This is a genomic window from Eubacterium sp. F2 (genome assembly GCF_046244355.1).
In the GTDB taxonomy this organism is placed as follows: Bacteria; Bacillota; Clostridia; order Peptostreptococcales; family Anaerovoracaceae; genus Aminicella.
Genome location: NZ_CP176393.1, coordinates 43,135 through 68,226 on the forward strand (window position 1 = coordinate 43,135; position 25,092 = coordinate 68,226).

Sequence of the window (25,092 nt, forward strand, 5' to 3'; positions counted from 1 at the left end):
TCAGTGTGTCCGCAAAGTGGTTGACCTGACTAACCATACACGATATGATAATTTAACTTGTCTGGAAGATATTCGCATGTAATAATGTAGAAAAATGCCGCGTACAGGCTGTTTTGGCCCGTATGCGGCATTTTCTATCTCTATAGGAAGTTCTTCAGGAAACTCTTTCTGTGGATCGGCGTCAGACCGTGCTCCCGCAGTCCTTCGTAGTGGGCTTTTGTGCCGTATCCTTTATTCTTTTCGAAGGCATAGCCCGGATACTGCTGACTGCAGGCGATCATCATGTCGTCTCGTCTGACTTTGGCGATGATGCTTGCGGCGGCGATAGATGCGCTCTTGAAATCTCCTTTTGTCGGGGAAATCTGATGGATGCCGGCTTCTTCCAGTTCGGTCAGGTGAACGGCGTCGATCATGACCAGGGAAATCGGGGAGAAGGCGGCGGCATTTTCTGCTTCCATTCTCCGGTCTGCGGCTTCTTCCATGGCGGCAAGGGCATCGGGATTTCCCGGAAGGTCCATTCTCTCCTGCCTGGCGGCCTGTTCCTGCATGGCTTCTGACGGCTGTCCGGCCTGCCCGTCCGCTGCTGCACCGCCTGAAAGCCGTTCTCTGAGCATTTCCGCGGCGTTGCGGACTGCATCTCCCATAGCTTCCTTTGTGGCGTTTAAAATGTTGATTTCGTCGATTCTCCGATTGTCTCTCTGACCGAATCCATAGGCCAGAGCTTTTTCACGGATCAGCACATCCAGCTCCCGGCGCTTTTTATCCGTCAGTTTTTTCGAGTCATTGATTTCAAATACATCGAAGTCCTCTGGGAGGACGACGGCGGCCGTGACCACCGGCCCCGCAAGAGGCCCGCGGCCGACTTCATCGACGCCGGCAATGTAACGGAAATCTTTCCGATACTGGGCATCAAAACTCATCATCTCGGAAAAATGCTGTTTTTTCTGTGCGATTCTTTCTGCTTTTGTTGTCATTCCATGACCTGCCTTTTCCTGCAGCATCCGGAATGCACGGCTTCTGCCCGATGAACCCGGATGTATAAAGGATATGATTTCTTCTGACTTTATTCTTCCACTTTTTCCAGGGTGATTCTTCCGATCTTTCCTGCGCGGAATTCGTCCAGAACGGTTCTGGCGCAGCGGTCGTAGTCGATTTTCTTTCCCGGCATGATGAATCCGCGCTTTCTGCAGATTTCTTCCATTGTGGCAAGGGGTGTCTCTTCCACCTGTTCCAGGCGGTAACGCTGGCAGAGAAGGTCTGGATACTCATTCTGCATGTATTTGATAAATTCCAGCCCCAGGCTTGCGATATCCAGAATCTCATCCTTGATGGAGCCGCAGAAGGCCAGGGCCAGGCCTGTATGCTGGTCATCCAGTTTCGGCCAGAGGATGCCCGGCGTATCCAGCAGCTGCATGCCGTTTTTCAGCGTCAGCCACTGTTTTCCTCTGGTTACACCCGGCTTGTTTCCGGTTCTCGTGCTCTTTTTATTCGTCAGACGGTTGATCAGCGAGGACTTTCCAACATTCGGGATGCCCACGATCATCAGCCTCAGCGGTTTCTCACGTTTTGCCTTTGCGACGGCGTCGTGCTTTTTTCCGTCATCTGCTTTCGGGCTGCCGGAGGCATTTTTCCCGTTTCCGGCAGCCAGGGCTTCCTCTCTGCGTTTTTCTTTTGCCGCCGCGACATCCTTCTGGACCTGCGCCATAACGTTCATCAGCGGTTTTACGCTGCCTGAAGTGCAGTCCATGATCACCGTGTATGTGCCATCTCCGGACAGCTTCTCTTTCCAGAGGCGGTTCTGCTTCTCATCGGACAAATCGCTCTTATTCAAGACAATAATGCGCGGCTTTCCCTTCACCAGTTCGTTGATGACTGGGTTTCTGCTGGACACAGGGATTCTCGCATCGATGACCTCGATGGAGGCATCCACCATGCCCATATTGGTCAGGATCAGATCGCGGGTTTTCTTCATATGGCCCGGATACCAGTTGATGTGTTCCATATTCTTCCTCCTGTTTCTGCGCACCGGTCAGGAGTCTGCCTGCTTCTGGCGCGTCGTTTTTCTATGCGGCCCTGCCGGAATGGTCCGGCTGTCTTCTCTCGCCATCCGGAACAAAAGAAAAAGGCCATTGCATCATCCGCAACGGCCTCGCAGCATCCGCACTTATGCGTCTGCTTCTGCGTTCTTCTTTCTGATTTCCTTGGTCTTGACTCTTGCAGCCTTACCAGTTCTCTCACGCATGTAGTTGAGCTTAGCTCTTCTGACACGTCCTCTTCTGACAACCTCGATATGGTCGATCCATGGGCTGTGTACCGGGAATGTCTTCTCTACGCCGATTCCGGAAGAGAATCTTCTGACTGTGAAAGTCTCGCTGATGCCGCCATTCTGACGCTTCAGAACGTATCCTTCGAACATCTGAATTCTTTCTCTGTTTCCCTCTTTAATCTTGATGTAAACGCGGACTGTGTCTCCGACTCTGAAATCAGGAATATCCTTCTTCAGATACTCGTTCGTGATGGAATCAATAATATTCATCTGTTTCTCCTTTCAGCATAGACGTTCTTACGATGATTGCGATGCGGCCCTGCCGCGCATCCAGAGGAACGCCCGTCATACCCGAATAGTATACCGCGCGGAGCCTCAGATTGCAAGGAGAAAACATCTGAAGGGCCGATATTTTTTATTTTCAGACCGGATTATTCCGCCCGCGGATGCGTCCGGTCATAGACGTCCTTAATCCGTTTTCTGGTGCTGCCGAAGTAAACCTGCGTCGCAGTGATATCCTCATGCCCCATCAGCTCCTGCAGAGACTTGATGTCGATGCCGTTCTGCACCATATGCATGGCGAAAGAGTTCCTGATGGACTGCGGCGTCAGCTTTTCCTGAAGGCCAGCCATCTCTCCGTATTTTCTCAGGACCTTCCACATGCCCTGGCGAGAGAAGGGTTTCCCCAGGTAATTGACGAACAGAACTCCGTTCCGGTCGTCCGGATCGCCGTCCTTCATCAGGATCTTTCTGGAGCTGTTCATATAGTCCTTCAGGGCGCGCTGGGCGGGTTTTCCCATCGGCACGATTCTGGCACGTCCGTGCTGTCCGCTGCAGGCGACAAAACCCATGCGCAAGTCGACATCGGAAACTTTGAGTTCCACCGCTTCGCTGACTCTGATTCCTGTTGCATACAGAACTTCCAGAATCGCCCGGTCGCGTTTTCCCTTCACCGAATCATCTGGCATTTCCAGGAGTTTTTCCACTTCTGCGATGGAAAGATACTGGATCTGTTTATGCTCGATTCTCGGGGAACGGATGGATGCCGCCGGATTTTCCTTAATCATGCCCTTGTCGAGCAGCCAGCGGTAAAAGGACCTGAGCGACGCGAGTCTTCTGTTCACCGTCGACTTGGATTTGCCCTCATTTTTCATGGCCAGCATGTAGGCCACGACACTGGTGTTCGTGGCATCCTGCAGATCTCCCATATTTCTTTCCTGCAGAAACTCGTGAAAATGCCGCAGATCCTGGCGGTAGGCGTCCATTGTATTTTTAGAAAGATTTTTCTTCTCTTTCAGATCCTCGATAAACTGTTCAATCATTACTGTTTCTGTCATCGTCTTTCTGTTATTTCTTCACCCTTTTCTGCTGAATTTCTGTTTACTATGCTCGTCCGAACTTCTTCAGAACTTCAGGATCAAGCTGATCATCCAGTTCGCCCTTTCTGATCAGTGCTGCAGTAAAGAGAACCGCAGACTGGGTCTTTACGTCCGGAACTTCTCCCTTCAATACCTTTTCTTCCATCTCGTCGATAGGAATTTCCAGAACATCGATGGACTCATCATCGTCCAGATCCCGTTCTCCCTTGCTGAGACCTGTACACAGGAAGATGTAGCAGGTCTCGTCGGTGAATCCCGCCGACGAGTAACATTTTGTCAGGAAGCGGACCTTCTCCGGAGTATAGCCGGTCTCCTCGCGGAGTTCTCTTACACAGGAAGTCTCCGGCTTCTCGCCTTTCTCCATCAGACCGGCAGGAATCTCAAAATTGACCTCCCCGATGGCGTAGCGGAACTGGTGTTCCATCAGAAAGGACCCGTCCCTCTTCAGAGCCGCCATGCCCACTGCCGGAAGATGCTCGACGATCTCGCGCTGCGCCTCTCCGCTGACGGCCTGAACCGTGTCCAGACGCAGATTCAGAATGTGACCGCGGTAAATATATTTCGATTTCAGCTGTTTTTCTTCAAATGCCATAGCTTTCTCCGTCTTTATGCAAATAGAATGAAAATGTTACCTGTTTCTGATTTACCATTACTGGTTATTGTAACTCATATTCTATCACAAAATCTCTTTCATTTCTATGAAGGCAGATGACAAATTCTTTTCAACATCAGGGAAAGAAGTGGTGAAAAATTAAGGATACATTCTTGTACATCTTGCAATTCAGACGCTGCCGCGCTATAATAATAGCTGTGGTTATCCCCCTGATAACCTCATTAATCTCTAATCCCAATACCCCTTTTGAACGATGGACTGCATTCCCTGCAGTCCATTTTCATTTTATCTGGACGCTTTGTGCGCATCCAGATTCCACATCCGGACAGCCGGTGAAAAAAGGAAAATCTTTTTCCAGCGCCGGAATGGGGTATATAAAAAGCAGCATCCGGCCCTGCCGGCTGCGTAACTTCAAATCGGGAAATTGTTTTCCCTTTTACTAAATTTTGATAAAACAGAAAGGGACAGAATCTGCCCATGATCAGACAAGATGACTATATAAAAGAAGCGCCTTACGAGAGCAAGGCCTTTGACATGTACTTCAGCCCGCTTAAGTGCGGCGTATTAGATATTGAAACGACGGGACTGAGGCCTTACAGGGACAAGGTGATCCTCATCGGTTTCGTCCTGCCGGAAAAGGATGCGGAGGGGAATTCTGTCATGCACGCCGTTCAGCTGTTCGCCCAGTCTCCGGAAGAAGAAAAGGACCTGCTCCTGGCTGCCGATCAGATTCTTCAGACCCTGGACTGCGTCATCACATATAACGGACGCCGTTTCGACATTCCTTTTCTTCAGACGCGGGCAAAAAAATATCATCTGACGATCGAAGCTCCTTATGATCTGGATCTGTATCAGGTGATTCGCAATTATTCTCCACTGCATCAGGTTCTTCCTTCTCTCCGGCAGAAAAGCATTGAAATCTATATGGGGCTTTCCAGCGCCCGTGATGATGAAATCGACGGCGGTGAGAGTGTACGGCTTTACATGGAATATCTGAACACCGGAGAGGACCGGCTTTTTCAGACTATCATGCTGCACAACCATGATGATATCCTGCAGCTTCTCCGGATTCTTCCAATTCTGGAAAACTGCGACCTCCACCGCGCTATGTTCCATCTGGGTCTGCCTTCAGCAGCCTTTACCACGGGAAAAATCCACACGACCGACCGCGGCCTTAAGGCAGACGTAAAATCCCGGCTTCCGATCAGCGATGCCATTGTCTTCCCGACCGCGGAAAAACCCTATCATCTGACAGCTTCTTCAAAATCCAGGGAAGCGGAGCTGGAATTTCTTCCGGAGCATCCGTCTGACGGCATTTCAGTGCTGGATGCCGCATCCATATTAGGATGCAGCAGCAGCGCTGCTTTCGAAGATCAGTTCTCCTTTTCCAGACTTCCCGGAATCGAGAGCGGCTATTTGATCTACGCCCACCACAGACGGATTAACTACCTTGGAATCAACGGATTTCTTCTGGCCTTCCTTAAGACTCTGCGCCCCTTCCTGGATCCGCAGGACTGATACCGCGGCGGTCTTCCGCTTCCGCTGCTTTTCTGCGCTGATCCGCTGACGGATACTGTCCGGTCTTTTCCGTCTCAAGATTTCTGTTATGAAGCCTCGGATCTTCGTCTCTCAGCTTCCAGGCTTCATCAGCCTTGATTTCAATCGTTTCCTGATGGCCAAGCTCATGCTTGGTCATTTCTTTTCCGGCGATTCTTTCCTGCTCAAGCTGCTTTTCTGCCTCTTTCTGTGCCTTCATCTGTCTGTCCCGTTCAATCCGGTAGCACATAATCATGTATTCGATTCCGTGCGCCTTCGGAAAAAGATGAATCGCATAGTTGCACCACGGCAGGCGGTTATTTTCATAATAGACTCTGGTAAGTCCTCCCGTAAGTCCCCGGCCGTGATGAACACGCTCCGCCTCTTCATAGGCCTGGCTTCTGTCCATGCCCTCACCGATCAGCGTATCCATGACTTCATCATAAAAAGCAGGCACAACATCCAGAGAATAAGCAAAATCTTTCAGTGTATATACAGTATCGTCCTCTCCGCTCTGCAGCACGACGGCCTTCTGGTTGACAATATTGGACCAGCTTCCTCTCGATAATCCGTACATCTTCAGAACACCCAGGAAGGTCTGCGGGCGGACCTTTCCGTTATCCAGCTTCAGGATCGACTGGAAGTGCGTGACACAGTAGTCACGGATTCTGGATGCATCCATGGGCTGATACCAGGATTCACTGCTTTCCGGAAGAATGATGCTGCTGATGACATGAAGACAGCCGCAGGTAAATCCGATTCCATCGCTCTCTGTCTTTCCGGACTGGGTAAGGGCCGGCTGATCCTTCAGGAAACGCTTAACATCTCCGAATGCCTTCACCGGCACACGCATGGAAATCTGGGGAGACTTCATTCTTCCCATTTCCACCGGTTCATTTCCCCAGAACAGTTCCGGCGCCAGCTCGTGACCATCGGACTCCCAGGTTCCTTCATGATCGAATCCCCTCTCCGGAAGATCATAACCGTCACGGATCTTCATCAGCGTGCGGTAACGTCTCTCCTGATGACCCAGATCATAGGCAAACTCTACGGTCTGGCGTTCCGGATCATAGTAATGTGCCGGAAGCGGATTGGTTTCCGTAATTCCAAGGAGATAGAGAAGCAGCGAATTTCCGCTTTCCCCTCCCATCGCATAAGGAATCTTCTTTTCCTTCAGATCCATGGCCAGATCATAGACTGCTCTGAGCTGGTCCGCAAGATGATACATCTCCATCAGACGCAGCTCCAGGTCCGTTCTCTTCCTGATCCTCGGGTCCGGATTATCCCCGTACTTCTCATGCAGTTTTGAATACACTAGCTTTCTCATACTATTTTTATTCTGCCTTTCTGACAAAAGTTAACGTACAGACTTGTATAGCTTCTATTATACCATAAAACCGCAAAAAAAGGGCCTCCCGAATATGTACAATCCGGGAAGCACCTTTTCCTTGCTATATATTGTGTTTGAAATGGAGTTATCCTGACAAATTATGCACGCGCAAGAAGACCGACTCTGGAAAGACGTTCCTTCAGCACCGGTCCGCCGACAGCCGCAATGCCCATCTTTACCATATCCTCGATGATGAATGGAAGAACACCTGCGGCAAAGGCAGCGGAAAACTTCATGTGTGCCGAGTATGCCAGCCAGAAGGTTCCCATCATATACGGAATCCATGTGGCAATGAACATGCCTAAGAAGCTGATGATACGCTTCTCATAGAAGTGGTCGACAATCAGTCCGGCAACAAGGGTCATGAAGATGAATCCGATCAGATATCCGCCTGTCGGTCCGACCAGCTTCTGCGGGCCGCCTGTGAATCCGGAGAATACCGGAAGCCCCACAAGACCGATCAGAAGATAGAGTCCGCAGGCAATGACCGAACGCCTGGTCCCGAGAACATAAATGGTAATGTACAGAGCCAGGTTGGTCAGAGATACCGGAACCGGGCCAATTGGAATGGACAGCGGTCCCATAATACAGATGACCGCCGTCATCACTGCGATAAATGTCATATCTTTAATTTTACTCGAACGCATGGCTGCTCTCCTCTCTTACTTCCGGAACTTCATGAATCTCAAATCCCATTTCTTTCAGCATAGTCCGGTCTTCCTGTATGTTGTTTCCCGTTGTCGTCAGCATATCGCCTGTAATCGTCGCATTGGCTCCCGACCTGAACAGCTCCGTCCCTCCGTCCGGGAAACGGTAGCGTCCCGCCGCGATCCGGATCTGCGCCTCCGGATTGATATAGCGGAAAATCGCCACGGTCTTCAGAATGTCTTCTCTGGACATAAGCGGAAGATCTCCAAACGGCGTTCCTTTAATGGGAATCAGCACATTCAGCGGAACCGACTTCGCTCCGATTTCCGCGATGGTCAGGGCCATGTCCAGCCGGTCCTGCCAGCTCTCTCCCATGCCGATGATTCCGCCGCAGCAGATTTTCAGTCCGGCCTTCTGGGCTCTTTTGATCGTCTCCAGCTTATCCTCAAAAGTATGTGTGCTGCAGACCTGCGGGAAATATCGTCTGGATGTTTCGATATTGCAGTGCACCATGTCCACGCCAGCAGCCTTCAGGCGGTCGAATGCCTCCTGGCTCTCCAGTCCATGTGAGGCACAGAGTCCGATGTCCGGATACTTTTCATGCATTTTATGGAACACTCTCACTGCATCGTCCAGATCCCTGTCGGAGAGATTTCTCCCCGCCGTAACGATGGAGTAGCGGTCCACACCCTTTTTATAGTGTTTCTCACAGTCTTCCATGAACACGTCATCCGGCAGGAATCCGTAGTTTCCAATGCCGGAGCAGCTGGTCCCCGACTGGGCGCAGAACTTGCAGTCTTCTGAACATCCGCCCTTTCTGCCGCTGATGATGGAGCAGAGATCCACTTTGTCTCCGCAGAGGGCTTCCCGGATCTTATCCGCACCGGCTCTCAGCTGTTTCTGCTCTTTCTCCGTCAGCGCGTCCAGAAGAAGCTGACCTTCTTCCCTCGTTTTCAGACGCTTTCCCTGAATAATTTCTTCCGCAAGATTCAGATAATCCATTTTATTTATCCTGATTGATTGAATATATAACAGTAGTTTACTTCCTTGCGCTTCTTCTTTTGCCGCATGCAGACAAAAGAAAAAAGCTGAGGCACGGAGCCGGTGAACATCACCAGCTGCCGTGGAACAGCTTTAATATTACACGTCTTGCTCTTGATTGTCAACCTTTGTCACCAGAAAACAAGGTGACAATTGAAAGAAATCACAAAAAAGCGCATGTTTATCTGTGTCTTGTATCCGAATTACTTCGTCAGAGGCTCAGTCTCCTTCATGACGAATTCAGCCTGCTCCTTGCCAAGCAGCGGAACGAGCTTCTCACGCAGGTCCTTGTTATAGTTGTTGACCCACTCGAGTTCTTCATCGGTCAGAAGAGCGGTGTTGATGCATTCTCTCTCATACGGGCAGTATGTGATGCTCTGGAATACGATGTTGCCCTTCTCATTCTGCTTCAGCAGAACCTCGTTCTCGATACGGACGCCGTACTTTCCGTCGATGTACAGACCCGGCTCATCGGACATAACCATGTTCGGTCTCAGCTCGATCGGAGTCGGAACTCTTCTCAGGATGTTCGGTCCCTCATGAACGCTCAGCAGGTGGCCGATGCCGTGGCTCAGGCCGTGCTTGAAGTCCAGTCCTGCAGCTCTCATCGGAGCTCTGGTGATTCTGTCCAGATCAATTCCGTTCTGATCCGGTGTGATCTCAGCAGTTGCCATAGCAATGTGGGACTTCAGAACGTAAGTGTATCCGTCGATCATTTCCTGGGTGACAGGTCCGAGCTTGATGGTTCTGGTAATGTCTGTCGTACCGTCCATGTAGTGCCCGCCGGAGTCCAGCAGCAGGAAGCCTTCCGGCTGCAGTTCTGTGTCTGTCTCAGGAGTCGGTGCGTAGTGGATGACAGCAGCGTTCTTTCCATATCCTGCAATGGTCTCGAAGGAGATATCGAAGAATCCCTCCTGCTCAGCACGGAAGCCTCTCAGCTTGGCAGCAACGTCCAGCTCTGTGATCTTTTCCTTGCCGACATGATTCTTCAGCCAGTAAATGAGGTTGACCATGGCAACGCCGTCCTTCAGATGAGCGTTCAGCGTGCTCTTGATCTCTGTCTCGTTCTTCTGCGCCTTCATCATGGCGATCGGAGTCATCTCATTGACAACCTTCATGCCGGAAGGAATCTGCAGGCTCAGCAGGTAGTTGCATGTTCCCTCGTCAACCCACAGAGTCTTGTCAGCAGGCAGAGCAGCGACAGCCTTGTCGATGTCGTAGTAGTCTCCGACCTGGACAAAATCAAGCTGGTCAGAAGGAAGTACCGGCTTGCCGGATGCGTCTTTCTTCAGTGCTCCGTCCATGACGAACAGCTTGACGTCGTCCTGGCTCAGCAGTGTGTATCCGAAGAATACCGGTGTATATGCGATATCATCTGCACGCAGGTTGAAGAGCCATGCACTCTCCATCAGATCTGTGATCAGCAGGTAGTCAGCACCCTTGTCTGCCATCGCCTTGCGGACATCAGCAAGCTTCTGCTCGCATGTCTTTCCAACTGTGGAAAGCGGCAGCTCGTAAATTTCTGTCGGCTTCAGTTCCGGTCTGTCTGTCCAGACTTCTCCCACCAGGTCCTTATCCAGCTTGAACTGAACGTCATACTTACTCAGAAGATCCTTCAGCTCATTTCCTCTGTCTGCGTTCAGAACGCGGCCGTAGTATCCGAATGTGAAGCCCTTATGCTTCTTAGCCAGGTCTTCCAGGAATTCTTCAACCGTCGGAACGCCCGGCTCAGCCATTCTCATCAGCTCAATCTCAGAACCTGCCAGCTGTGTCTCAGCCTGCAGGAAATATCTTCCGTCAGTCCACAGATAAGCGCCCTCGCTGTCAACGATCAGCTCACCGGATTCACCGGTCAGACCGGAAGCAAACTCACGCTCCTTGAAGTAATCATTTACGTACTCGGAACTGTGGTAGTCACCGGATGGAACGAAATATACGTCAATTCCGTTCTCTTTCATTTTCTCACGAAGCTCTACAATTTCTTTTTTCATTTTGTTTCACCTCTCTACCTTTATCTGACCCCTGCGTGTAGGAATCTGTAAAAGCACCATATTGGATTAAGAGACACAGAAAATTACCCATGTCCCAATTAATCATTTTATCACAGTATTCCCATTGCCTCAATGTCGCTATATGGTTTTTCTGTGAGGATGGCAGAAAAGAGACCGCTTCGGCATGCTCTGCCTCTGCGGTCTCTAATTGTTATTCTGCTCTCATTTTATTTTTCAATCGCAAACGTATCCGGAGTAAACCAGCCGTCTCCTTTTGTTCTCGTAATCTTCAGCGTGACCTCTTCATATCCGTCCGCTTTGATTTTCACGGTGTTACCGCCGGTCTTCAGAGTATCTGAAGTCAGCGCCAGAGAAGACTCCCCGGCCACATAGGAGTCACTGACTCCGCAGGCATTTACAGACCAGGTGTTCTTATCCGGCTTCAGTTCGGCATCATTGACAGAAACCGACTGAATCTTCTTTAACCAGGTCAGGAAATCCTGATTATAGCTCTTCAGCTGAAGATAGTGCTGATTTTGATCGAAGTACAGCTCCGGCACAACGGTCATTTTCTTCCCGGCTGTTTCTCCCGCGCCGGCAGCATCTGCCTGCTCACCTACCTGAATCGTAATCTGCTGCTCATCATAATGACTCGCCTTCAGCTTCAGCGTGTAAGTACCTGCTGCCGTTGGTTAGTACCGGGGATTCCCTACATCTATATTCGAACTATCTAACCTCAGTTAAATATATCATACTCCTATTTATTCCGCAAGAGAGTTTTCACTGCATATAAAATCCCCTGCGGACCCAATGGCCTGCAAGGGATTATCATAATTTCTGATTAGTGGTGACTGTCTTTTCTTCTCAGCCACATATCGCAGAGCGGCACCCACTGAGAGACGCTCTCATCGATTTCTTTTCCCTTCGGATCCGTCGTTCTGTTGTTTACGGACATCATATGATCGCCTGCCTGGAAGAGATGAAGTTCAAAAGGACGATTATATTCCAGCATCTTTTCTGCGATCATCATGGAATGGGACGCGGGAACCATGCGGTCATAGCGGCAGTGCCAGAGAAACAGCGGAACGGTGTCTTTTCCGATACAGGAAACCACATCTGTCTCGGGAGCCTTCTGGCTTTTAATGGCCGGAACGGCGCGGCCGTCCTTCCCCTCCTCAGCATGCAGGATCTTCATTGCGCCGTAACAGAGGACGGCCTTATCCGGACGGATCAGCTGCGGACTGCAGCCAAGAACATCTGCAATTCCGGATGATTTCCACTCTGCCGCCAGCATTGCCGTGGTATGTGCACCTGCGGAAAATCCCATCATAAAAATCTGGCGGGAATCAATGTTCCATTCATCTGCATGTTCACGCACGGTTTTTACGGCCTCCGCGGCTTCTTGCAGGGTGTTCGGATATCCCGATTCCTCATTCAGCGAGTAATCCAGCACAAAAGTACTGTAACCGCGGGCTAGGAAAGTCAGCGCCGCCGGCTCCGCCTCTTCATCTGCGTGAACCGCGTACGCACCGCCCGGCACAACGATCAGCGCCGGCCTTTTGGCCACTTTCTTCCCGTTCTGCGTGCCCTCATGAATATATGTGGTTAATTTCGCTTTTCCACCGCGAAGCGGAATACTCTGGTAAATCATGCAGACCTCCTTCGCTCATCACTCTCTCATCCCTGTATTTATACCCACATTGCTAGCGCAGCAGACCCTTTTCTATACAAAGATCCAGCTTCATGCTGGTTCTTCCCCTCCTCTGAAAATCAACGACAATCGTCTTTCCATCGTTAGAAACCACCCTGCCCTTTCCGAACTTCTTATGAACAACCGTACTGCCAGGCTTCCAGCCGGCATTTTTCCCGCTGCACTCCCGGATAAACGGACAGCTTTCATTCTCATAATCCAGAAGAAGCAGGGAATCTCTGGCCCTGGTCATTCCGACATAGAAAATCCGCCGTTCTTCTTCGATATCGTTATCCGCGGCAGGAAGAATGTCAGAAACCGCGTCCATCAGAATCACACGCGGATATTCCAGTCCCTTGCTGGCGTGAATCGTGCTGAGGACAATCTTCGGATTCTCCTGCATGGCGGCTTTATCCTGAGGGGTATTCAGTTCTTCCTCCATGTCCTTAAGCTTCTCAAGAAACTGCTCAATGGTCTCCTCCTGATCCGTCAGCGCCTGCAGGAGAAACAGTTTTTCACTGTTCGCGTGGCTGTAGTCCATCTGAAAACGGATGGCCGCGACCGCCTCCCTGGCATTGTTTCTCTGCCGCATCTTCTGGAAATTCAGCCTCAGCCTGCGCACTTCCTCCCGTTTCTTATGCCCCAGTGCATCGGAAATCTCAAGGGCGTGAAGCAGAGGATCCGCAGAACGCCGGGACGGATGGTGCGCCGCCTGAAAGGCCGCCTTTTTCGTGATCCGCACAGAAAATTTATAGTAGAGATCCCAGAAGAGCCGCGTGGAAGAAGGATTCAGCGCAAACTCCATAATTTCAGCGGCGTCTCTCACGACCCGGTTCTGAAAGAACAGGCTGTCCATATTCTTTCTTCTGCAGGGAATTCCCGCCTTTTTCAACGCATAAATCAGTGGAATCGCACTGTCATTATTCCTGTACAGGACAGCCGTCTCCTGAGAGCTTCCCTCAAGATGCTCCACCAGCCAGCGGTACTGCAGATTCCGCCTCTTCAGTTTCACGATCTCCGCTGATCCCTTTTCTTTTCTCGCCGGCAGCATCTTCTTCTCATAGCGGTTCTGATTTCCCGTGATAAACTTTGCCGCCATTTCCGTGATACTCCTTGCCGAGCGGTAATTGGTCTCCAGAAACAAGACCTCCGCGCCCGGATAGGTCTCCCGAAAATCCAGCAGAGCCTTCGGATAGGCCGCCCGGAAGCCGTAAATACTCTGGTCTTCATCCCCTACCATGAAGAGATTCCGCGATTTCCCCGCCAGAAGCCGGATCACATCATGCTGAACCTTCGACGTGTCCTGCGCCTCATCCACGCAGACATAGGGGAATTCCCTCTGGAAGTGCTTCCGCACAGGCTTCAGGTTCGACAAAAGCTGATGGGCAAAAAGAATCTGGTCGTCGTAGTCCATCAGGTAATTCTCCTTCAGGAAGTTCTGATAGGCCTCGTACATTTTTCTGACCAGAAGGCCTCCTCCGGAAGTCTTCAGCTTTTCGATCTCATCATCATCAAGCTGCATGTTCTTAATGTAAGTAATCTGCTGATCCAGTTCTTTAATATCGTTTTCATTGGAGAAACCGCCGTAAACCTTCGGATACAGCATCCGGATGATTCCCGGACTGTTCGTCTCATCCTTCGGCTTGTTCCTGCGGTACATCTTTGCATAAAACAGCACCACCGAATAGCAGAAACTGTTGATCGTGCTGAAATGCACCTTTTCCGCCGTTTCCGCCCCAAAAAACGATGCAAAGCGCCTGCGCATGTCTTCCGCGGCAGCCTTCGTAAAGGTGATGACCAGAATGCTTCCCGGCGGGATGCCCTTCTCGCGGATCATATAGCCCAGGCGGGCAACCAGCGTTGTCGTTTTTCCGCTTCCCGGGACGGCAAGAAGAAGCTGCGGGCCCTCCGTTTTCCGGACCGCCCGCAGCTGCGCGTCAGACAAGTGAAGCCCCTTGCCCGTTTGAGTTTTGTCCAATTCTGCTTTCAACTCAGCTCCCCTAAACGTCATAGTCCATGCACACCCTAGTTTTCACAAAAGGACGGACGCGCGAATCCGCGACTTTCACGTGCTCCGGGTGCGTGCGGTAGGCTTTCAGCGCCGCCTCATCCTCAAATTCCGCGTCCAGCATCGCGTCCGCAGACGATGACGCCAGCCCGTCAATCCGCACCGCGATCGTCAGAAGTCCCGGGACCTTTCCCTGCAGGGACTCCAGACCCTCCTTCATGCCACGGCGGATCTCCTGCTTCCGCGCCTCGTCGTACTCGTCCTTCAGCTGCCATAAAATGATGTGCCTGACCATGTGGGCCTCCTTTACAAAAATATTTCACAGATATATGGTTAGTCTTATTGTAACATGGATGCTGCAGGCGGAGTAGTGTCCATCTGTTGAATTGGCAGAGGGCAGGCATAGATAAATGAAAAAGCCAGAGGCGTGGCGGTCTCTGGCTCTTTCAGAATTTCATTTCTGACTGATCGATCACGTTCTGGTTAACGTACAGCATGTTTTATGGCAACTTCTGGTATCTTATTGTGTCCACCTATTTTTCTCCCATCTGTTTTCCATAGTTCTGGCAGTACTTCCATCACCTTCCTTTTATTCACCCAACTCGTGCACAATTGATTTTGTATTTATCGGCAAAAAAGGTGTTCTGTACATAATTGGAAAATTCATTGGTATTATTCGGCGAAAACCTCTTTCTGTACATAAAAATAATTTAAACTGGGTACGTTTGCTGGCCGTTTTTTCTTCTATCCTTATATTTATTCGAATGTAACCGTCTGGCCGGACATCCGGCCAGACGGCTCTTCTCAAAATTTCAATTTTACCCTTCCTCGACGCTGGAAGGCGCCAGACGAGCGCCCGCAGCATCACACCTTCTTCGGAATCTGCTGTTTCTCTTCCTCGCCGGCTTCGGAGACGGCTGCGCCCAAGTCCATGGTGCTCTTGTTCAGTTCCTGGACGATATTGTTCATCTGGATAAGGCGGTCCTCGGACAATCCGCTGCCCATGGCGAGGTTGGCGTTATAGAGGATGTTCTCCAGATCGGAGTGGATCTCGGAGATCTGGTTGCGGAGACGCTGAATTTCCTGATTTTCGGCTTCTCTGCGCTCGGCGGTCTCCTGATTCAGCAGGGAGACGTCGGTGCCGGAAATTTCGAATTCGGCATTGCCGTTCAGGACGATCGGGTCATAGCCAAGTTTATCGTGCAGGAGTTTGGCAAAGTTCTCCTTGGCTGAGAGTTCACCGTGGACCAGGAACAGCTGCTTTGGCGGTTTCTGGAATCCGGCGGCCCAGGTAAAGAGTCCGTGCTGGTCTGCGTGGGCGGAGAATCCCTGCAGGTTGTAGATTTCTGCGTTGACATGTACCTGCTCGCCGAACAGTGTTACATCTTTCACGCCGTCGACCAGGGCTCTTCCCAGTGTTCCGACGGCCTGGTAGCCGACGAAGATCACGCTGCTCTTCGGGTCCCACAGGTTGTGCTTGAGGTGATGACGGATTCTTCCCGCATCGCACATGCCGCTGGCAGAAATGATCACCTTTGGCGAGTGATCGAAATTCAGCTGACGGGACTCATCCGAGGTCTTGGTGAATTTCAGGTTCGGAAAATCCAGCGGATCGTCTCCGGACAGGATCAGTTTCTTCGTTTCTTCGTCAAACACCTGCGGATTCCTTCTGAATACTTGGGTTGCGGTCATGGCCATCGGGCTGTCGACATAGACATTCAGGCGGCTCAGCTCATCTTTATAGCGCTCATCATGCTCGTAGAACTGATTCAGCTGATAGATCAGTTCCTGTGTTCTGCCGACGGCAAAGGACGGAATGACCGCGGTTCCTCCCCGGCGGGTGGTGTTCAGAATGATATCGATGAGTTTCTTGACATCGCCCACATGCTCGGTGTGCAGACGGTCGCCGTATGTGGTCTCCATGATAACACAGTCGGCCTTTTTGATAATAGTCGGATCTTTCAGGATCGGGCGGTCGGTTTCTCCCAGGTCACCGGTAAAGACGATCTTGGTCTCACTGTGATCTTCCTTCACCCAGATTTCTGTGATCGCGGATCCCAGAATATGGCCGGCATCATTGAAGACAATCCGCATCTCATCATTGATCTCTACCAGCTGCTGATAGAGGACCGGCTGCACGTACTGCATGGTATTGACAGCATCCTGCGCGGTGTACAGCGGCTCGACCTTTGGCTTTCCGGCTCTCGTGTTCTTTCGGTTCTGCCATTCTGCTTCACGTTCATGGATGTAGGCGCTGTCCTGCAGCATGACGCCCAGCAGATCGGCTGTCGCGCTGGTACAGTAAATTTTTCCGTGAAAGCCCCTCTTCACCAAAAGCGGCAGTCTTCCGCAGTGGTCGATGTGAGCGTGGCTCAGAATCACGCATTCAATCTCTTCCGGATCGAAGGGGAAAGGCTCGGCATTCATGGCTTCCTGCGCTTTTCCACCCTGGAACTGTCCGCAGTCCAGCAGTACTTTATGTTTATCTGTCATCAGCAGGTGACAGGATCCTGTTACGCCGGCTGTTGCGCCGCAAAATCTAATTCTCATCTCAACCTCCTTAATAGCATCACAATTGCGAAAATTTTTTCGCGAAATGAAGATGCTGAGATCTTCCTTCCGTTGTTATCAATTACTATAAACTCGCAGTTCCCCTGCGTTTCTTTTCCACTTTCTGTCTCGGCTGCCCGCCGCGGCGGGCGTCTCTGTCTACTTCATCGTTACCCTTTTCTGTTCCCGGTGAATCAGAAAACGATGCATCTGCATCAGCGCAGCCCGTGATAGTCCGAGCCTTTGGTCTTGAACAGGCCCAGTTCATCGGCCAGATTTTCCAGCCAGAGAGAATCTTCCCGGTCTGCAGAAGGATGCCAGCATTCCAGTCCTTTCAGGCCTCCGCCTTTCAGTCTTTCCGCGATTTCCCGGATCAGGGCGCGGTATCCGGAGCTCTTCTTGTCCAGTCTGGATTTTGTCTCCATCGGATGAGCCCAAACCGGGTATCCGCTGGCTCCTGCGATCCAGGACAGTGCATCGAAGGGATCGACGGCCATTTTCTTCAGGGCCAGGGATTCCGGTGAGGACAGATATTCAGGAGAATCAAAAGCTTCCTGAACGCTGCTGACGTAGCCCTTCTTCTCCAGGGCCATCGCGAAGTTCGGCTTTCCGATATAGTCCTGGTTCGGGTGCTGCATCAGGTCTTCCCTTGTAATATTGATTCCTTTGTCCTGAAAAACCTTCAGTAGTTTATCGTTTCTTCCATCGCGGTACTCGCGGATCTTCTCGATTTCCCGACAGAGTGTCTCGTTGTGAATGTCATAGTCATAACCGAGAATATGCAGTTCATAGCGATGATCCAGAAGGGTCCCCAGTTCGATACCACTCAGGACCTGAACGCCGTATTTCCGGCCTGCCGCAAGCGCCTCGGGAACTCCGCCCGCTCCGTCGTGGTCGGTCACTGCGGCCATAATGCATCCTTCTTCCGCCCGCATACGGATTAATTCTTCCGGTGTTTTCACACCATCGGAGTATGTTGAATGCATGTGCAGGTCGATATTTAAATGTTCAATATCTTCTAAATTTGTTATCTGCAACATAACCCCTCCCCGAGTTATTATCTGCAGATGCAGGCAGGCAGCTTCTGTGAAAAGTCCCTGCCCGCATGCAGTTTTCCGTTATTGATAGAAGATCATGCCCTTCGGCTTCGTACGTTTCACCAGAATATAGACGAACAGCAGGAGCAGAATCACTGCGATCAGGGTACTGAACACCAGGTATGCCTTCGCGAATCCCAGGTGCATGATGGCGTACAGTGCATCGCTCTTCTTCAGCGTGATTCCCACCAGATGGCTGTAAAGCCAGAGCCTGAACGACTTGATGTTCACCAGGATGGCCTGAAGCAGCAGCAGCGCACAGACAATTCCGCTTGCCCACTGCCCTTCCGCCGTCAGCCATTCCGGCATTTTCTTCCTTAATGTAAACTCAAACAGAAGAATTGACGCAATCAGCGCAAAAATCCCTGCCACAAGTTCCTTATTCAGCTGCTTTCTGATCTGACTGACAACTTCCTGATCTTTCGTTCCGAAAATCGGGTCCTTATACTGGCCATTCTTCTCATAAACCTGAAATTTACCGCCGCTGACTGAATTCAGACTGGCCGCAATCTCGTGGCTCAGCTGGCTTTCCGTCACCTCATATCCCGCAGAACTGATCGCCTGCTTGTCGGTGAAATAGAACTGATAGGTCAGCGGAATACGGAGCGCAATATTGGAACTGAGAAGAATAATCGCAAGCGGTACAGTAATGACAGTAAGTAATGAAAAACCAATACTCGTTTTCTGCATGGTTGTCCGCTCCTTTCCCTTTTATTCCTGGATGTCTCCTGGCTCGAGATAGCTGATGTACGGCAGATTTCTGTATTTCTGGTCATAATCCAGGCCATAGCCTACGATGAACAGATCATCAACGGTAAAGCCTTTATAATCTGGTGCCAGCGGGACGCGTCTTCTGGACGGCTTGTCCAGCATCGTGCAGATCTTCACACTCTTCGGGCCGCGCTCCTTGAATTTCTTCGTCAGGAAATTCAGTGTTGTACCTGTGTCAATAATATCCTCAACGATCAGAACATTTTTCTGGTAAATGTCCATACTCAGGTCTTTCGTGATCTTTACAACTCCGCTGCTGGTTGTGCCAGAACCGTAACTGCTGGCCGATACAAAATCCATCTTCAGATCCAGATCGATGCGCTTTACGAGCTCGCTCATCCACATTACTGCGCCTTTCAGCGTTCCGACGACGATCAGCTCATCTCCCTGATAGTCGTGCGTAATCTGCTCACCGAGTTCCTTCGCCTTATCACAGATATCCTGCTCGGTAAACAGGACCTTGCCCATCGTGTTCTTTTCTTCCGCCATTATGTCTCCTTCTCTAGGAAGCCTGCGCTTCCGGTCATATGATTTTCCTCGATTATTCTATCATATAACTTTTATCCATTCAGGTCTACCGGCTTTCACAGCTTTTACCGATAATCTACTTAAACTTCTCATAAACTTAACCAATCCGGACGATTTCCTCAATTGCAGCGAGCACCTGATCCACGCCTGTCTTTTTCAGGGCTGAAACCGGCAGAATCGCGGCATCCTGACGCATATCCAGAGTTTTGCGGATAATCTGCATCTGTTTCTGCGCCTCTCTTTTAGAAACCTTGTCCGCCTTGGTGGCAATCACTGGCCCATCGAGGTCATAGTATTTCAGGAAGTTATACATCTGCACGTCCTGCGCCGTCGGTTTGTGGCGGATATCCACGAGCTGGAACACCTTTCTCAGGCCCTGACGCCCGGTCAGGAAGGTTTCCATCATCTCGCCCCAGTCCTGCGTGACCTTTTTAGAAACTTTCGCGTATCCGTATCCCGGCAGGTCGACGATTCTGAACGGATCGTGGTCTTTATTCACCAGATAGAAGTTGATGGTCTGCGTCTTTCCCGGCGATGCACTGACACGTGCCAGATTCTTTCTTCCCGTGATCAGGTTCAGGAGGGAAGATTTTCCGACATTGGATCGTCCGGCAAAAGCCACCTCCGCAAGATTGTCGGCCGGATACTGCTGCGGCCGCACGGCTGTTGCGACGATTTCTGACTGCACTATTTTCAACATAGATGATTATCCTTTCTCTTTCAGTCCTCAGGCATTTCGCGGATTTCATAAACCTTTTCCCGCTGGAAACAGAGATCAACCGGATATCGGATTCCGCCGTTTCTATATTTTTCTGAAGCCCGCCCAGAAGACATTCTCTGCCTCACATTCACCGTCTCTATTATATCAGGAAGAAAGCATTGCAAGACAGCAAAAGCGGGGCTGCACCCCAAGCATTTATTTTTGCTTCATTGGAGCAGCCCCGTCAGATTGTCTAATCGTCAGACGACAACAAGGTTCCCGGGCACCCGCCAGCGCTTCAGCGTTGTGGAAGGGTGGGGTTCTTCTTATGCGTCTTTACGATGCTCTTCTTCTTCCTTTTTGCGTTTTTCCTCATACTTCGCAGCAAGCTTCTTTGCGTTGATGGAAGGATCCTGTGTGAAGGCCTCCTTAAACGCCTGCTCGACGCGGTCAATCAGAACAAACTCAATGTCATGGCGTACCTGACGCGGAAGTTCTTCCATATCCGGTTCATTCTTCTTCGGAAGGAGGATCTTCTTGATTCCTGCGCGATGTGCGGCCAGAACCTTTTCACGGATTCCTCCGACTGGCATGACATTTCCGCGAAGGTCAATCTCACCTGTCATGGCAACGTCTCTTCTTACCGGAGTGTCTGTAATCGCAGACATCACGGTTGTGCACATGGTTACGCCGGCAGACGGTCCGTCCTTTGGAACGGCACCTTCCAGAATGTGCAGATGAAGATCATTCTTTCTGAATGTATCAATATCAATTCCGTACTTATCCGCAATGGAACGCAGATAACTGATTCCGATGCGGGCGGATTCCTGCATGACATCGCCGAGCTGTCCGGTAAGCTGAAGCTTCCCGTTTCCCTCGATGACATCGCACTCGATCTGCAGCGTTACACCGCCGACCTGTGTCCAGGCCAGTCCGGTAACTACGCCGACCTGATCTTCGCCTTCCACCACATCATAGAAGTAGCGGTGTTTTCCAAGATATTTTTCCAGGTTTCTCGGCGTGATATTGTAGGTCTTCTGCTTCTTCGGGTTTTCCACGACTTTACGCGCAACCTTCCGGCAGAGGCTTCCAATTTCACGCTCCAGATTACGGACGCCGGATTCTCTGGTGTAATAGTTGACCAGATCATGGATGGCATTATCAGAAATCTTCATCTGATTCTGCTTCAGTCCGTTCTCTTTCACCTGTTTTCTGATCAGATAACGCTCAGCAATCTGAACCTTTTCATCCTCTGTGTAGCCCGGAACTTCGATGATCTCCATTCTGTCCAGCAAAGGCTCCGGAATCGTGTCCAGTGTATTTGCGGTTGTAATGAACATAACCTTGGACAGATCGAACGGCACTTCCAGGAAATGGTCTGTGAAGGTGCTGTTCTGCTCCGGGTCGAGAACTTCCAGAAGAGCCGATGCCGGATCGCCGCGGAAATCCGCTCCGATCTTATCCACCTCATCGAACAGGAAGAGCGGATTGTTTACGCCCGACTCGCGGATTCCGTTGATGACACGGCCCGGAATAGCTCCGATGTAGGTTCTTCTGTGGCCCCGGATCTCTGCCTCATCTCTGACGCCGCCCAGCGACATGCGGACGAATTCTCTTCCTGTCGCTCTTGCGATAGACTTCGCAATGGACGTTTTTCCAACTCCCGGAGGTCCTACCAGGCACAGGATCGGCCCGTGGATTCCCTTGGAGAGCTGCGTGACGGCCAGATATTCGAGGACACGCTGCTTGACTTTGTCCATGCCGTAATGGTCTTCATTCAGGATCTTCTCTGCCTTCTTGATATCATGGTTGACACGGGAAGACTTATTCCACGGAAGATCTAGGATGGTTTCCACATAGTTGCGAACGACCGAACTCTCTGCAGAGGACGGAACCATTCTTGCATATTTTTTGATTTCCTTGCGGACTTTCTCGTCAATTTTCTTGTCCAGTTTCAGCGCGTCGAGCTTCTCTGTCCATTCTGCGGTTTCTGCAGCAGCATCTTCATCGTTTCCCAGTTCCGATTGAATGGCCTTGATCTTCTCACGAAGATAGTATTCTTTCTGGCTGTTGTCGATGTTTTCCTTTACCTTTGCGGCAAGTTTCTTTTCAACGGCTGCAATTTCATTTTCTTCAGCGATGATCTCGCCGATGATCTGCAGACGCTCAGAGAAATCCAATGCACTCAGGATCTTCTGCTTTTTCTCGGAGGTGACAAACAGTTCATTTGCCATCATATCGATCTTTGCCGCCGAATCCTTTTCTGCAAGGATTTTATCGACTGCTTCATCGCCGATCTGTGCGCTCAGTGCAGCATACTCTGAAAATGCGTCTTCAATCAGACGGATTCTGGCCTTGTCCTGAATGGACAGACTGTCTTCCGTAATGTTTTCTACAATCCTGTCTACTGTGCAGGAAATGTAGTTATCCTCTGTAATGCATTCATCGATGACGGCACGGCAGATTCCTTCTACGAGAACCCGCACGGCATCGCCCTGAATCTTCAGCATCTGCTTGACGCGGACGACTGTTCCGATCGGATACATGTCTGAAACCATCGGAATCAGGACTTTTTCATCTTTCTGCGTGGACACGAATAAAAGCTTGTCTGTAGCCATGGCCCGTTCAAGAGCCCGGATCGATTTCTCTCTGCCAATGTCAAAATGCACGACTGTATGCGGAAAAATCGTTACACCCCTGAGCGGTACACACGGAAGTACTTCTTTTACATCCATGCCGCTGTCGTAATCTTTTCCGGCTGGCCGCACGCCCTGATTCGAAGAATCCGGCGTTGTGACTGCAGGATTGTTTTCAAATTCTTCCTTCATATACCTCGTCCTTCCCCACTTTCAGAAACTCTGGACTTTCCCCCTGAAGCCGCAGTCCGCGGCAGCCCGATTTCTGCGGAAATTCTTCCGGATACGCTCTGCTTTAGGAAGCGTCAGACTGATCCTTCAGATTCTCGTCTGCTCCCTCATCCAGCCACTTTTTATGCTGTTTTCCCTTCACCAGCAGCGGCTTGGAATCCTTTTCGATCGTATCCTTAGTGATGACGCACTTCTCAATATCGTCTCTGGATGGAATATCAAACATGATATCATTCATGGTCTTCTCAAAAATCGAACGGAGACCTCTGGCGCCTGTGTGACGCTCCAGTGTCTTGTCTGCAATCGCCTTGACTGCGTCATCTTCGATTTCAAGATCTACACCATCCAGCTCGAACAGTTTCTGATACTGTTTGATCAGTGCGTTCTTCGGTTCATTCATAATGCGGATCAATGCATCTTCCGTCAGTTCGTCCAGTGTTACGATGACCGGAAGACGTCCGATGAACTCCGGAATCAGTCCGAACTTCAGCAGATCTTCAGGTTCAACATTGCGCTGGAGATTCTCTTCCTCTTCTTTGGTCAGAGAAACATCTGAATTGAATCCGATGACATTTTCTCCCATTCTTCTCTGGATAATACGGTTCAGTCCGTCAAAAGCTCCTCCGCAGATGAACAGGATGTTCGTCGTATCAATCTGGATAAACTCCTGATGCGGATGCTTGCGTCCACCCTGCGGCGGAACATTGGCGACTGTACCTTCCAGAATCTTCAGCAGTGCCTGCTGAACACCCTCGCCGCTTACATCTCTGGTGATCGACGGATTCTCACTCTTTCTGGAAATCTTGTCAATCTCATCGACGTAAACGATGCCGCGCTGTGCCTTCTCGACATCATAGTCGGCCGCCTGCAGCAGACGGAGCAGAATGTTCTCGACGTCTTCTCCGACATATCCGGCTTCTGTCAGCGCCGTTGCGTCAGCAATGGCGAACGGAACATCCAGAATCTTCGCAAGCGTTTTTGCGAGCAGTGTCTTTCCGGATCCGGTAGGTCCGAGCATGATGATGTTACTCTTCTGGAGCTCTACACCGTCTCTCTCGTCCTCTGTGAGTCCGGAAATTCTTTTATAATGATTGTAAACCGCTACGGACAGTGCCTTCTTGGCTCTGTCCTGGCCGATAACGTATTCGGACAGTTTATTGTAGATGTCCTTCGGCTTCAGATAACGGTATGCATCCTTATCTGTTTTCTCATAATCCTGACTGTATTCCGGATGAAGCTGCTGTTCTGATTCACGGATGATTCCGCTGCACATTTCTACACATTCATCACAGATATACACACCAGGCCCGGCGATTAAACGGCGGACCTGACTCTGCGGCTTGCCGCAGAAGGAGCAGTGCAGCTCCTGATTGTCACCTCTGTTTGATGCCATTAGCGATCTTCCCCTTCTCTTCTGTCAATTACTGCATCAATCAAGCCATAATCGCGGGCATCCGCGGCATCCATAAAGTTGTCACGATCTGTATCTCTCTGAATGATCTCCAGATCCTTTCCTGTATTATGGCTCAGGATGCGGTTCATCTTATCCTTGGTATGCTGCAGCCAGTCGCTCTGAATACGGACATCCGTAGCCTGTCCGGAGATTCCGCCTCCGGAAATCAGCGGCTGATGAATCATAATCTCTGCATTCGGAAGCGCATACCGTTTCCCTTTTGCTCCTGAGGAAAGCAGGAAGGCACCCATGCTTGCGGCCATTCCCACACAGATGGTGGAAACATCCGGCTTTACATACTGCATGGTGTCATAAATCGCCATTCCTGCGGTGACAGAACCGCCCGGGCTGTTGATATACATGCTGATATCCTTACCCGGATCCTCAGCTTCCAGGAACAAGAGCTGTGCAACGACAACGCTTGCAACACTGTCATCAATCTGCTCACCCAGAATAATAATTCTGTCTTTCAGAAGTCTAGAATAGATATCGTATGAGCGCTCGCCTCTGTCGCTCGACTCTACTACATAAGGTACCAGTGCCATTCCCTTCTCCTCTCGGTTG

Annotated in this window: 22 protein-coding genes; 1 reads left to right on the top strand and 21 read right to left on the bottom strand. The window is 50.6% G+C overall.

Annotated elements, in window-relative coordinates; translation table 11 throughout:
- Positions 1–140: 140 nt before the first annotated feature.
- From ACI77B_RS00170 to ACI77B_RS00190, 5 genes are all read right to left on the bottom strand, one after another.
- Positions 141–974, bottom strand: a complete 834-nt coding sequence (locus ACI77B_RS00170; protein WP_409336816.1) for a ribonuclease HII — start codon at positions 972–974, stop codon at positions 141–143.
- A gap of 89 nt (positions 975–1,063) precedes the next feature.
- Entirely contained in the window at positions 1,064–2,002 is a 939-nt protein-coding gene (gene ylqF / locus ACI77B_RS00175) for a ribosome biogenesis GTPase YlqF (protein ID WP_409336817.1), read from the bottom strand.
- 162 nt (positions 2,003–2,164) lie between these two features.
- The gene (rplS, locus tag ACI77B_RS00180) at positions 2,165–2,536 is read right to left on the bottom strand and encodes a 50S ribosomal protein L19 (protein WP_409336818.1); all 372 of its coding nucleotides are present in this window, start codon (positions 2,534–2,536) and stop codon (positions 2,165–2,167) included.
- A 161-nt stretch (positions 2,537–2,697) separates the two neighbouring features.
- Positions 2,698–3,603 carry a tyrosine recombinase gene (locus tag ACI77B_RS00185; RefSeq protein ID WP_409336819.1) on the bottom strand — a complete coding sequence of 302 codons (906 nt, stop codon included), beginning with the start codon at positions 3,601–3,603 and terminating at the stop codon, positions 2,698–2,700.
- A 46-nt stretch (positions 3,604–3,649) separates the two neighbouring features.
- A complete protein-coding gene (locus tag ACI77B_RS00190) occupies positions 3,650–4,237 on the bottom strand; it encodes an NUDIX hydrolase (RefSeq protein ID WP_409336820.1) in 588 nt (195 codons plus the stop codon).
- Between the two features lie 498 nt (positions 4,238–4,735).
- On the opposite strand from ACI77B_RS00190, the gene ACI77B_RS00195 reads away from it, so the two are divergent.
- A complete protein-coding gene (locus ACI77B_RS00195) occupies positions 4,736–5,776 on the top strand; it encodes a ribonuclease H-like domain-containing protein (protein ID WP_409336821.1) in 1,041 nt (346 codons plus the stop codon).
- On the opposite strand, the gene ACI77B_RS00200 is transcribed toward ACI77B_RS00195, so the two are convergent.
- The 16 genes from ACI77B_RS00200 to clpP form a co-directional block, all read right to left on the bottom strand.
- Positions 5,739–7,109 (bottom strand): hypothetical protein, encoded by a 1,371-nt coding sequence (locus ACI77B_RS00200; RefSeq protein WP_409336822.1) that lies wholly within the window; start codon positions 7,107–7,109, stop codon positions 5,739–5,741. The two genes, ACI77B_RS00195 and ACI77B_RS00200, sit on opposite strands and share 38 nt — an antisense overlap.
- 173 nt (positions 7,110–7,282) lie before the next feature.
- A complete protein-coding gene (locus tag ACI77B_RS00205; protein ID WP_409336823.1) occupies positions 7,283–7,831 on the bottom strand; it encodes a biotin transporter BioY in 549 nt (182 codons plus the stop codon).
- Positions 7,818–8,834: a biotin synthase BioB gene (gene bioB / locus ACI77B_RS00210; protein WP_409336824.1), complete on the bottom strand. Its 1,017-nt coding sequence runs from the start codon at positions 8,832–8,834 to the stop codon at positions 7,818–7,820. Before bioB ends, ACI77B_RS00205 begins: the two co-directional genes overlap by 14 nt.
- Positions 8,835–9,076: 242 nt before the next feature.
- The gene (locus ACI77B_RS00215; RefSeq protein WP_409336825.1) at positions 9,077–10,864 is read right to left on the bottom strand and encodes a M24 family metallopeptidase; all 1,788 of its coding nucleotides are present in this window, start codon (positions 10,862–10,864) and stop codon (positions 9,077–9,079) included.
- A 227-nt stretch (positions 10,865–11,091) separates the two neighbouring features.
- Positions 11,092–11,433 carry a hemoblobin-interacting domain-containing protein gene (locus tag ACI77B_RS00220; RefSeq protein WP_409336826.1) on the bottom strand — a complete coding sequence of 114 codons (342 nt, stop codon included), beginning with the start codon at positions 11,431–11,433 and terminating at the stop codon, positions 11,092–11,094.
- 272 nt (positions 11,434–11,705) lie between these two features.
- Positions 11,706–12,515, bottom strand: coding sequence for an alpha/beta hydrolase (locus tag ACI77B_RS00225; RefSeq protein WP_409336827.1), 810 nt, complete (start codon positions 12,513–12,515; stop codon positions 11,706–11,708).
- 52 nt (positions 12,516–12,567) lie between these two features.
- Positions 12,568–14,544 carry an ATP-dependent helicase gene (locus tag ACI77B_RS00230; RefSeq protein WP_409336828.1) on the bottom strand — a complete coding sequence of 659 codons (1,977 nt, stop codon included), beginning with the start codon at positions 14,542–14,544 and terminating at the stop codon, positions 12,568–12,570.
- Between the two features lie 10 nt (positions 14,545–14,554).
- Positions 14,555–14,857, bottom strand: coding sequence for a Dabb family protein (locus tag ACI77B_RS00235; protein WP_409336829.1), 303 nt, complete (start codon positions 14,855–14,857; stop codon positions 14,555–14,557).
- A 569-nt stretch (positions 14,858–15,426) separates the two neighbouring features.
- Entirely contained in the window at positions 15,427–17,112 is a 1,686-nt protein-coding gene (locus ACI77B_RS00240) for an MBL fold metallo-hydrolase RNA specificity domain-containing protein (RefSeq protein WP_409336830.1), read from the bottom strand.
- Positions 17,113–17,327: 215 nt separating this feature from the next.
- Positions 17,328–18,152, bottom strand: coding sequence for a PHP domain-containing protein (locus ACI77B_RS00245; RefSeq protein WP_409336831.1), 825 nt, complete (start codon positions 18,150–18,152; stop codon positions 17,328–17,330).
- A 78-nt stretch (positions 18,153–18,230) separates the two neighbouring features.
- Positions 18,231–18,899 carry a hypothetical protein gene (locus ACI77B_RS00250; RefSeq protein WP_409336832.1) on the bottom strand — a complete coding sequence of 223 codons (669 nt, stop codon included), beginning with the start codon at positions 18,897–18,899 and terminating at the stop codon, positions 18,231–18,233.
- Between the two features lie 21 nt (positions 18,900–18,920).
- Complete coding sequence (gene hpt / locus ACI77B_RS00255) at positions 18,921–19,469, bottom strand: hypoxanthine phosphoribosyltransferase (RefSeq protein WP_409336833.1); 549 nt, start codon at positions 19,467–19,469, stop codon at positions 18,921–18,923.
- Positions 19,470–19,605: 136 nt separating this feature from the next.
- Complete coding sequence (gene yihA, locus ACI77B_RS00260; protein WP_423245294.1) at positions 19,606–20,205, bottom strand: ribosome biogenesis GTP-binding protein YihA/YsxC; 600 nt, start codon at positions 20,203–20,205, stop codon at positions 19,606–19,608.
- Between the two features lie 329 nt (positions 20,206–20,534).
- A complete protein-coding gene (gene lon, locus ACI77B_RS00265) occupies positions 20,535–23,036 on the bottom strand; it encodes an endopeptidase La (protein WP_409336835.1) in 2,502 nt (833 codons plus the stop codon).
- Positions 23,037–23,139: 103 nt separating this feature from the next.
- The gene (clpX, locus tag ACI77B_RS00270) at positions 23,140–24,468 is read right to left on the bottom strand and encodes an ATP-dependent Clp protease ATP-binding subunit ClpX (protein ID WP_409336836.1); all 1,329 of its coding nucleotides are present in this window, start codon (positions 24,466–24,468) and stop codon (positions 23,140–23,142) included.
- Positions 24,468–25,073, bottom strand: a complete 606-nt coding sequence (gene clpP, locus ACI77B_RS00275; protein WP_409336837.1) for an ATP-dependent Clp endopeptidase proteolytic subunit ClpP — start codon at positions 25,071–25,073, stop codon at positions 24,468–24,470. Before clpP ends, clpX begins: the two co-directional genes overlap by 1 nt.
- Positions 25,074–25,092: the final 19 nt, after the last annotated feature.

What these genes read in the sequence shown, in the direction of transcription:
- ACI77B_RS00195 (WP_409336821.1), top strand. Translation starts at nt 4,736, where the DNA reads ATGATCAGACAAGATGACTATATAAAAGAAGCGCCTTACGAGAGCAAG.
- ACI77B_RS00250 (WP_409336832.1), bottom strand. Translation starts at nt 18,899, where the DNA reads ATGCAGAAAACGAGTATTGGTTTTTCATTACTTACTGTCATTACTGTA.
- ACI77B_RS00225 (WP_409336827.1), bottom strand. Translation starts at nt 12,515, where the DNA reads ATGATTTACCAGAGTATTCCGCTTCGCGGTGGAAAAGCGAAATTAACC.
- ACI77B_RS00235 (WP_409336829.1), bottom strand. Translation starts at nt 14,857, where the DNA reads ATGGTCAGGCACATCATTTTATGGCAGCTGAAGGACGAGTACGACGAG.
- ACI77B_RS00220 (WP_409336826.1), bottom strand. Translation starts at nt 11,433, where the DNA reads ATGACCGTTGTGCCGGAGCTGTACTTCGATCAAAATCAGCACTATCTT.
- ACI77B_RS00240 (WP_409336830.1), bottom strand. Translation starts at nt 17,112, where the DNA reads ATGAGAATTAGATTTTGCGGCGCAACAGCCGGCGTAACAGGATCCTGT.
- ACI77B_RS00215 (WP_409336825.1), bottom strand. Translation starts at nt 10,864, where the DNA reads ATGAAAAAAGAAATTGTAGAGCTTCGTGAGAAAATGAAAGAGAACGGA.
- ACI77B_RS00205 (WP_409336823.1), bottom strand. Translation starts at nt 7,831, where the DNA reads ATGCGTTCGAGTAAAATTAAAGATATGACATTTATCGCAGTGATGACG.
- bioB (WP_409336824.1), bottom strand. Translation starts at nt 8,834, where the DNA reads ATGGATTATCTGAATCTTGCGGAAGAAATTATTCAGGGAAAGCGTCTG.
- ylqF (WP_409336817.1), bottom strand. Translation starts at nt 2,002, where the DNA reads ATGGAACACATCAACTGGTATCCGGGCCATATGAAGAAAACCCGCGAT.
- ACI77B_RS00190 (WP_409336820.1), bottom strand. Translation starts at nt 4,237, where the DNA reads ATGGCATTTGAAGAAAAACAGCTGAAATCGAAATATATTTACCGCGGT.
- hpt (WP_409336833.1), bottom strand. Translation starts at nt 19,469, where the DNA reads ATGGCGGAAGAAAAGAACACGATGGGCAAGGTCCTGTTTACCGAGCAG.
- lon (WP_409336835.1), bottom strand. Translation starts at nt 23,036, where the DNA reads ATGAAGGAAGAATTTGAAAACAATCCTGCAGTCACAACGCCGGATTCT.
- ACI77B_RS00170 (WP_409336816.1), bottom strand. Translation starts at nt 974, where the DNA reads ATGACAACAAAAGCAGAAAGAATCGCACAGAAAAAACAGCATTTTTCC.
- clpP (WP_409336837.1), bottom strand. Translation starts at nt 25,073, where the DNA reads ATGGCACTGGTACCTTATGTAGTAGAGTCGAGCGACAGAGGCGAGCGC.
- ACI77B_RS00245 (WP_409336831.1), bottom strand. Translation starts at nt 18,152, where the DNA reads ATGTTGCAGATAACAAATTTAGAAGATATTGAACATTTAAATATCGAC.
- rplS (WP_409336818.1), bottom strand. Translation starts at nt 2,536, where the DNA reads ATGAATATTATTGATTCCATCACGAACGAGTATCTGAAGAAGGATATT.
- ACI77B_RS00185 (WP_409336819.1), bottom strand. Translation starts at nt 3,603, where the DNA reads ATGACAGAAACAGTAATGATTGAACAGTTTATCGAGGATCTGAAAGAG.
- clpX (WP_409336836.1), bottom strand. Translation starts at nt 24,468, where the DNA reads ATGGCATCAAACAGAGGTGACAATCAGGAGCTGCACTGCTCCTTCTGC.